At 63.1% G+C, this 7,164-nt stretch carries 7 protein-coding genes; 3 read left to right on the forward strand and 4 right to left on the reverse strand.

The features are described from left to right. Positions 1-42: 42 nt before the first annotated feature. On the reverse strand, positions 43-2,064 hold the full coding sequence (tkt, locus tag ACQKRQ_RS40980; protein ID WP_427483458.1) for a transketolase: 2,022 nt from the start codon (positions 2,062-2,064) through the stop codon (positions 43-45). A 279-nt stretch (positions 2,065-2,343) separates the two neighbouring features. On the opposite strand from tkt, the gene speE reads away from it, so the two are divergent. The 3 genes from speE (at position 2,344) to ACQKRQ_RS40995 (ending at position 4,503) form a co-directional block, all read left to right on the forward strand. Further along, positions 2,344-3,216 (forward strand): polyamine aminopropyltransferase, encoded by an 873-nt coding sequence (gene speE / locus ACQKRQ_RS40985; RefSeq protein ID WP_427483460.1) that lies wholly within the window; start codon positions 2,344-2,346, stop codon positions 3,214-3,216. Between the two features lie 113 nt (positions 3,217-3,329). After that, positions 3,330-3,743 carry a VOC family protein gene (locus tag ACQKRQ_RS40990; RefSeq protein WP_132373053.1) on the forward strand — a complete coding sequence of 138 codons (414 nt, stop codon included), beginning with the start codon at positions 3,330-3,332 and terminating at the stop codon, positions 3,741-3,743. Between the two features lie 19 nt (positions 3,744-3,762). After that, positions 3,763-4,503, forward strand: coding sequence for a 16S rRNA (uracil(1498)-N(3))-methyltransferase (locus ACQKRQ_RS40995; protein ID WP_132376806.1), 741 nt, complete (start codon positions 3,763-3,765; stop codon positions 4,501-4,503). Between the two features lie 145 nt (positions 4,504-4,648). Here ACQKRQ_RS40995 and ACQKRQ_RS41000 read toward each other — a convergent pair whose 3' ends face one another. The 3 genes from ACQKRQ_RS41000 to ACQKRQ_RS41010 all read right to left on the reverse strand — a co-directional run. Continuing rightward, positions 4,649-5,209 (reverse strand): barstar family protein, encoded by a 561-nt coding sequence (locus ACQKRQ_RS41000; protein ID WP_132373051.1) that lies wholly within the window; start codon positions 5,207-5,209, stop codon positions 4,649-4,651. Between the two features lie 16 nt (positions 5,210-5,225). Further along, the gene (locus tag ACQKRQ_RS41005) at positions 5,226-5,642 is read right to left on the reverse strand and encodes a ribonuclease (RefSeq protein ID WP_427483462.1); all 417 of its coding nucleotides are present in this window, start codon (positions 5,640-5,642) and stop codon (positions 5,226-5,228) included. Positions 5,643-6,084: 442 nt separating this feature from the next. Beyond that, a partial coding sequence (locus tag ACQKRQ_RS41010) for a phosphate acyltransferase (protein ID WP_427483464.1) occupies positions 6,085-7,164 on the reverse strand: 1,080 nt, incomplete at its 5' end.

The following is a 7,164-nucleotide window of genomic DNA, read 5'->3' on the forward strand; positions in this document are numbered from 1 at the left end:
TTGCCGCGCGTTCGCACGCAAGCGGCAACGCTTGATCGAAAATCAGCCGAGTGCGGCTTTTGCCGTCTCTACCACGTGCTCGACAGTGAAGCCGAAATGCTTGAACAGCACGCCCGCCGGGGCCGACTCGCCGAACGTGTCGATGCCGACCACGCCGCCTTCCAGACCCACGTACTTGCGCCAGAAATCCGTCACACCCGCTTCGATCGCGACACGGCGCACGCCATGCGGCAGCACGCGTTCGCGGTACTCGGCGTCCTGCTTGTCGAACACGGTGGTCGACGGCATGGACACGACGCGCGCCGCGATGCCTTCGCGCGCCAGCGGCTCGATCGCGTTCAGTGCCAGTTCGACTTCCGAGCCGGTTGCGATCAGGATGATCTTGCGCGCGACGATTTCGTCGTTCCAGTCGCGCAGCACGTAGCCGCCCTTCTCGATGTTCGCGATCTGCGCGTCGGTACGCTCCGAGAACGGCAGGTTCTGACGGCTGAAGATCAGGCACGACGGGCCGTGGTGTGCGACTGCGTGGGTCCAGGCCACCGCAGTCTCAACGGTATCAGCCGGGCGCCACACTTGCAGGTGCGGAATCAGACGCAAGCTTGCAACGTGTTCGATCGACTGGTGGGTCGGGCCGTCTTCGCCGAGACCGATCGAGTCGTGCGTGAACACGAAGATCGACGGCGCTTTCATCAGCGCGGCGACGCGCAGCGCGTTGCGGCTGTAATCCGAGAACGTCAGGAACGTGCCGCCGAACGCCTTGAAGCCGCCATGCAGCGCCATGCCATTGATCGCGGCGCTCATGCCGAATTCGCGCACGCCGTAGTTGACGTAGTTGCCGGCGGCGTGGCCTTCCGCGTTCACACGCACGGGCTTGGCAGCCTTCCAGTTGGTCAGGTTCGAGCCGGTCAGGTCGGCGGAGCCGCCGAGCAGTTCCGGCAGCACGGCCGACAAAGCTTCGATAGCCTGCTGCGATGCCTTGCGCGTCGCGACGGTTTCCGCGCGCTCGTTCGCGCCGGCAATGATCGCCTTGGCCTTTTCCTTCCAGTCGGCGGGCAATTGCTTCGCGTCGCGACGCTTGAATTCAGCGGCTTCCTGCGGGTATTTGGCTGCGTACGCGGCGAACGCCTTGTCCCACTCGGATTCGTTGCGTGCGCCGGCTTCTTTCGCGTCCCATGCTGCGTAGACTTCTTGCGGGATCACGAACGGTTCCCACTTCCAGCCGATCTTTTCGCGCGTGGCCGCGACTTCCTTGTCGCCGAGCGCCGCGCCGTGCGAATCGTGGCTGCCGGCCTTGTTCGGCGAGCCTTCGCCGATCACCGTCTTGCAGCAGATCAGCGTGGGCTTGTCGGATTGCTTGGCTTGCTTGATCGCCGCGTCCACTGCCTCGACGTCGTGGCCGACCACGTTCGGGATCACGTTCCAGCCATACGCTTCAAAGCGCTTCGGCGTGTCGTCGTGGAACCAGTGCACCACTTCGCCGTCGATCGAGATGCCGTTGTCGTCGTAGAACGCAATCAGCTTGTTCAGCTTCAGCACGCCCGCCAGCGAGCAGGCTTCGTGCGAGATGCCTTCCATCAGGCAGCCGTCGCCGACGAACGCATACGTGTGGTGGTCGACGATCTTTGCGTCAGGCTTGTTGAATTCGGTCGCGAGCAGCGATTCCGCGAGCGCCATGCCGACCGCATTCGCCAGACCCTGGCCGAGCGGGCCGGTGGTCGTCTCGACGCCCGGCGTGATGCCGTATTCCGGGTGGCCCGGCGTCTTCGAATGCATCTGACGGAAGTTCTTCAGCTCGTCGATGGGCAGATCGTAGCCGGTGAGGTGCAGCAGCGAGTACAGCAGCATCGAGCCGTGACCGTTCGACAGCACGAAGCGGTCGCGATCGGCCCATTGCGGGTTCTTCGGGTTGTGACGCAGATGACGCGACCACAAAGCCACGCCGATTTCGGCCATGCCCATCGGCATGCCGGGGTGGCCGGAATTCGCTTTTTGGACGGCGTCCATGGACAACGCGCGGATTGCGTTGGCCATCAAGGAGGTGTGTGCGGGAGACGGGGTCGTCATGTCGAGTCCGGAGACAGAGTCAGAAAGCGGTGCGCGCTTGAGGCCCGGATGCTCGAATGCCGGTTCACTTCGGCGCACGATGCGGCGCCGGTAGACGCGAAACGGGCAGAGCAAACGGACAAGGCTGAAAGCGTGACATTCTAACAGATCGTTGCCCGCGCCCCGCTCCGAAAGCCGTCCGGCCGTGTGGCTCGACGCGCCCGCCGCTGCCACGCCGCGCTCCGGCCTTTACAATTGCACAACCAGAACCTACCGCGCTCCGGACGGAGCCCGCCATCCGTGAGCGCTCCGCTGCTGTTCCAACCGAGTCCCGACGCCGTCTACGGATTTCCGCACGCGAAACGGCTGGCGCGCGTCGATTCGCCATATCAGCGGATCGAGGTCTGGGACACGCCGCAGCTCGGCCGGCTCTTCACACTCGACGGCCGTCCGATGACGTCCACCGGCGACGAGTTTATCTATCACGAATGCATGGTGCATCCGGCCGCGCTGGCGCATCCGGCGCCGCGCGCAGCGCTGGTGCTGGGCGGCGGCGACGGTGGCGCCGCGCGGCAATTGCTGAAGCACGCGGGCATCGGACGGATTGTGGTGGCGGAGCTGGACGCGCAAGTCGTACGTCTGACGCGCGAGCATTTGCCCGAGGTGCACGGCGGCGCATTCGACGATCCGCGCGTCGAGTTGGTGATCGGCGACGCTGCGCAGTACGTCGAGGCAGCCGCGCCGGCACAGTTCGATCTCGTGGTGTTCGACCTGACGCCGCCGGACTCACCCGCCGCCGGTCTTTACACGCAAGCGTTCTATCAGCAGCTCAAGCGGGTCATGAGCCCGACTGCCGCAGTCTCCGTGCATCTCGGCTCGCCGTATTTCCATGCCGAACGCGTCGCGCGCCTGCTCGATGATCTGCGCGCGACATTCGTGGTCGTCCGCACCATGAGCACTTTCGTACCGCTGTACGGCTCGCTCTGGATGATGGCGACCGCCAGCGACACGCTCGACCCCGCCGCACTCACCGTCGATACGCTCACTGAACGCCTCGCCGCGCGCGGAATCGACACCCTGATGCATTACAACGCGGTCATGCACGCCGGACTGTTCTCGGCATCCAGTTCAGTGCGCGATAAACTAAGTCAATTCTTAAAGCCAGCAAGCTAACGCGTGGGCAAAATGCACGACTCCGTCGGATTGCGCTATGGGCGTATCGATATGCAAACTTCCGCCTGGACTCGCAGCATGTGCCCCGCCAACCTCATGATCCGGAGAATCCCATGACCGCCTCCCGCCCAGCCGGTGTGCCCTGGTTGACCCCCTATCTGACGGTGCGCGACGCAAGTGCCGCGTCCGCGTTCTTCTCAGCGGCGTTCGGCTTCGAAGTGCGTGACAGTGTCCAGGACGACGGTGTCGTCATGCATGTCGAGATGACCTATCAAGGCCAGTTAATCGTGATGTTCGCTCCGGAAGGCGCGTTCGGCTCGGCGGCGAAAACACCCAAAAGCGCGGGCGCGATCGCACCGCAATCGTTCTATGTCTATGTCGACGATGTCGACGCGATTTACGCGCGGGCGCTGGCCGCCGGCGCAAAATCGCTGAGCGAGCCACAGGATCAGTTCTGGGGCGACCGCTTCGCCCAGGTCGAAGATCTGGACGGCTACCGCTGGGCGCTCGCTCGCCACCTTTCGTGAACCAATGAGTATTTTTCTGATGCCACGCTTTTTCGTCGATAAGCCTCTCCAGCCCGACGACGTCATGCCGCTTCCCGATGACGTCGTTCGGCATGTGCTCGTGCTGCGTCTGCAGCCAGGCGATTCGATCGTCCTTTTCAACGGCGAAGGCGGCGAATACAGCGCTGAACTCGTCGAAGTCGAAAGGCGCTCGGCCATGGTAAAAATCCGCGAATTCCGCAATATCGAAGTCGAGGCGCCGTATCGGCTCACGCTCGCGCAGGGCATTGCCGGTGGCGACAAGATGGACTGGCTGATCGAGAAAGCCGTCGAACTGGGCGCGTCCAGCTTCGTGCCGTTGACCACTACGCGCAGCGTCGTGCGTCTGACCGGCGAACGCGCGCAGCGGCGGCATGCGCACTGGCAGGGCATCGTGCGGGCGTCGTGCGAGCAGTGCGGGCGCAATCGCCTGCCGGAAGTAATGCCGGTGCGCGAAATCGCGACCTGGCTCGGTACCATGCCGCGTACGCCCGAGGAAGGCGACTTGCGCATTCTGCTTTCTCCGCGCGCCAGCATCAGCTTTTCCGCCCTGCCCGCCGAGCCGCCGAAAGGACGCGTGACGGTGCTGGTGGGCCCGGAAGGCGGGTTTTCCGCTACCGAGGAAGCGGCCGCTACTGATTACGGTTTCACCGCCGTCGGCCTCGGCCCGCGTGTGATGCGCACAGAAACTGCCGGCATCGCCGTTCTCTCGGCGCTGGCGGCCGGCTGGGGCGGCTGGTAAGCCGCTTGTGTGGCGCGCCGATCGCGTTGGATCGCCTTGGTTAAGGGCGGCAAGTCACGTCGACCGCAGCATCAAAAGCAAAAGGCCCGCCGATTGGCGGGCCTTTCTTCTGCTTAGCCTAAACAGGCAACGTTCAAGCAAAAGCTTAAGCAAACGAGTAAAACACCCGGAACGCCACCTTCCGCTCGGCCCAGAACTCCGCGGCCTCGCGGAACACGTCCAGCAGTGTCTCGCGCCCTTCCTTGTCGAACTTCTGCGCGACCGGCAACTGCTCGAGCACGATCACAAAGCCCGGCTGCGCGCCCGCCTTCTGAACCAGATCGGTCAGGCAGTCGTACAGCGCGTCGTAATTCTTGCCGAAATGTTTCGGAAACAGGAACGACGTCGCGATGGTTTCGAGCACTTCCTGTTTGGACTGCGCATTGGCGCAATACGCATAGAGAAAATGCTGGCCGAGCTGGTTGGCCTCGTCGGCGAGATCCTGCACGCGGAACGCGCGGATCGACTGTACGATGTTCGGTCGTACGGTCTTGAAAAGACTCATGGGCTCCTCGTTCGATGAAACCACAGTGCCTGCTTCGCTCTGGTTCTCGCGGCCCTGATCGCCGGCGCGCATCTGCATGACGCGTTGGAACAAATTGCCGTCGCCGGCCGCGAAAAGATCCGTCGCGACTCCGGAGTCGTGCGCGTAGACGTTGTCGCTCATGCCGTTCATCCCGATGTCATTCAACAATACGATTAAAACTGGTGTAGTGGTCGTCCGAGTAGTAACAATTGTCGGTTCGCTTCAGCGGACCTCCGCAGACGATGCGACGCGCCCCGCGATTACGTGAACGAGGCGTGGGAACGGTGTATTCGTGGTAATAGCCGCGCCGATGGGCCGGCAGCAACCGTTCGCGATTGCCGAATACGATGCCGTCCTTCTCATACGGGTAAGGCCCGCCCGCGGCAATCAAGTTCAATGTATTGACCGCTTCATGTGGCAACTGCGCTAGTGCGACGGTGCCCTGCGACTGCGCGTCCGCCTCGGCGGGTGCCGTGGAATCGCGCGCGAACGCGCCAGGCACGGGGCCGGATAAAGCGCACAGCGTAACAGCACCGATCAGCACGCCTTTCATGCGTTGCCACTTGCGTGCCATGTATCAAGGTTCCCCGCTGTTAGCTCACGAGTTTGACGACCATGAAAGTCGTAAGGGTATCGCTAATGGCCCCCGGAATCAACGTTCGCCGGGCGGCCGACATCCTCCGATCAGGCGCGAAAGGGCCACCGGCGCGGCTTTGACGACTTTTGACAGAATGTTTAGCTTAGTCAAGCTAAACTTAGCTCAACGGTGCGAATCGAGGGAAGGCAGGCAAGTGGGGAGCGGACGGCAGGCCGCTTTGCATGAGTCAGCAAACCTTGATTCCCCGTGGCAAGGGTCTTGAGCCCTTGAACGCTCTTGAAGGCGGAATCTTGTATGACTTGCCGTTTTTTGGGTGGCATTCCCCTGTGCACCCTGAGGCGTGCCCGTTGCGGGCGCGCCTTTTTTTTGCATGGCGCGCGGTCTTCAAACCGGCGCCATGCTTCGACCGGATCGCGGATTAACGGGCCGCGATCACATCCGCCACCAGCAGCGCCGTCATGTTGACGATCCGGCGCACCGTCGCCGACGCCGTCAGCACGTGCACTGGCTTGGCTGCGCCCAGCAGCATCGGACCAATCGCGATGTTGTTGCCCGCAGCCGTCTTCAGCAGGTTGTACGAGATGTTGGCCGCGTCGATGTTCGGCAGCACCAGCAGGTTCGCGTCGCCTTCGAGCGTCGAGTCGGGCATCACCTCGCGGCGCAGATTCGCGTCGAGCGCGATGTCGCCGTGCATTTCGCCGTCCACGTGCAGGTCCGGTGCGCGTTCGCGCAGGATCGCCAGCGTGTCGCGCATCTTCTGCGCGGTCGGCGCGTTGCTCGTGCCGAAGTTCGAATGCGACAGCAGCGCGATCTTCGGCTCGATACCGAAACGGCGCACTTCCTCAGCCGCCATGATCGTGATTTCCGCCAGTTGCTCCGGCGTCGGATCAACGTTCACGTGCGTATCCACCAGGAAAATCTGCCGGTTCGGCAGCACCAGCGCGTTCATCGCCGCATAGACCTTCGCGCCTTCCTTCTTGCCGATCACCTGATCGATGAAGTGCAGGTGACGATGCGTGGTCGACACCGTGCCGCAGATCATGCCGTCCGCTTCGCCCTTTTCCACCAGCATCGCGCCGATCAGCGTGGTGCGGCGGCGCATTTCGAGCTTCGCCATCTGCGCGCTGATGCCCTTGCGCGACATCATCTTGTGATATTCCTGCCAGAAGTCGCGATAGCGCTCGTCGTGGTCGGTGTTCACGACCGTGTAGTCCTGCCCCGCGACCAGACGCAACCCGTAGCGCGCAATGCGCTGCTCGATCACCGCCGGCCGGCCGATCAGGATCGGCCTGGCGAGCTTCTCGTCGACGATGATCTGCATCGCGCGCAGTACGCGCTCTTCTTCGCCTTCCGCGAACACGATGCGCTTCTTCTCCGGCTCGACGCCACGCGCGAGCTGGAAAATCGGCTTCATGGTCGTGCCGCTGTGATACACGAACTGCTGCAGATGCTGTTCGTAGGCTTCCATGTCCTCGATCGGACGCTCGGCGACGCCCGA

Origin of the sequence: Paraburkholderia sp. NPDC080076 (assembly GCF_050281145.1) — a bacterium.
GTDB lineage: Bacteria > Pseudomonadota > Gammaproteobacteria > Burkholderiales > Burkholderiaceae > Paraburkholderia.

Bases quoted from the DNA above. Each gene is read 5' to 3' on its own strand.
- ACQKRQ_RS41005 (WP_427483462.1), bottom strand. From the start codon at position 5,642: ATGGCACGCAAGTGGCAACGCATGAAAGGCGTGCTGATCGGTGCTGTT.
- ACQKRQ_RS41000 (WP_132373051.1), bottom strand. From the start codon at position 5,209: ATGAGCGACAACGTCTACGCGCACGACTCCGGAGTCGCGACGGATCTT.
- tkt (WP_427483458.1), bottom strand. From the start codon at position 2,064: ATGACGACCCCGTCTCCCGCACACACCTCCTTGATGGCCAACGCAATC.
- ACQKRQ_RS40990 (WP_132373053.1), top strand. From the start codon at position 3,330: ATGACCGCCTCCCGCCCAGCCGGTGTGCCCTGGTTGACCCCCTATCTG.
- ACQKRQ_RS40995 (WP_132376806.1), top strand. From the start codon at position 3,763: ATGCCACGCTTTTTCGTCGATAAGCCTCTCCAGCCCGACGACGTCATG.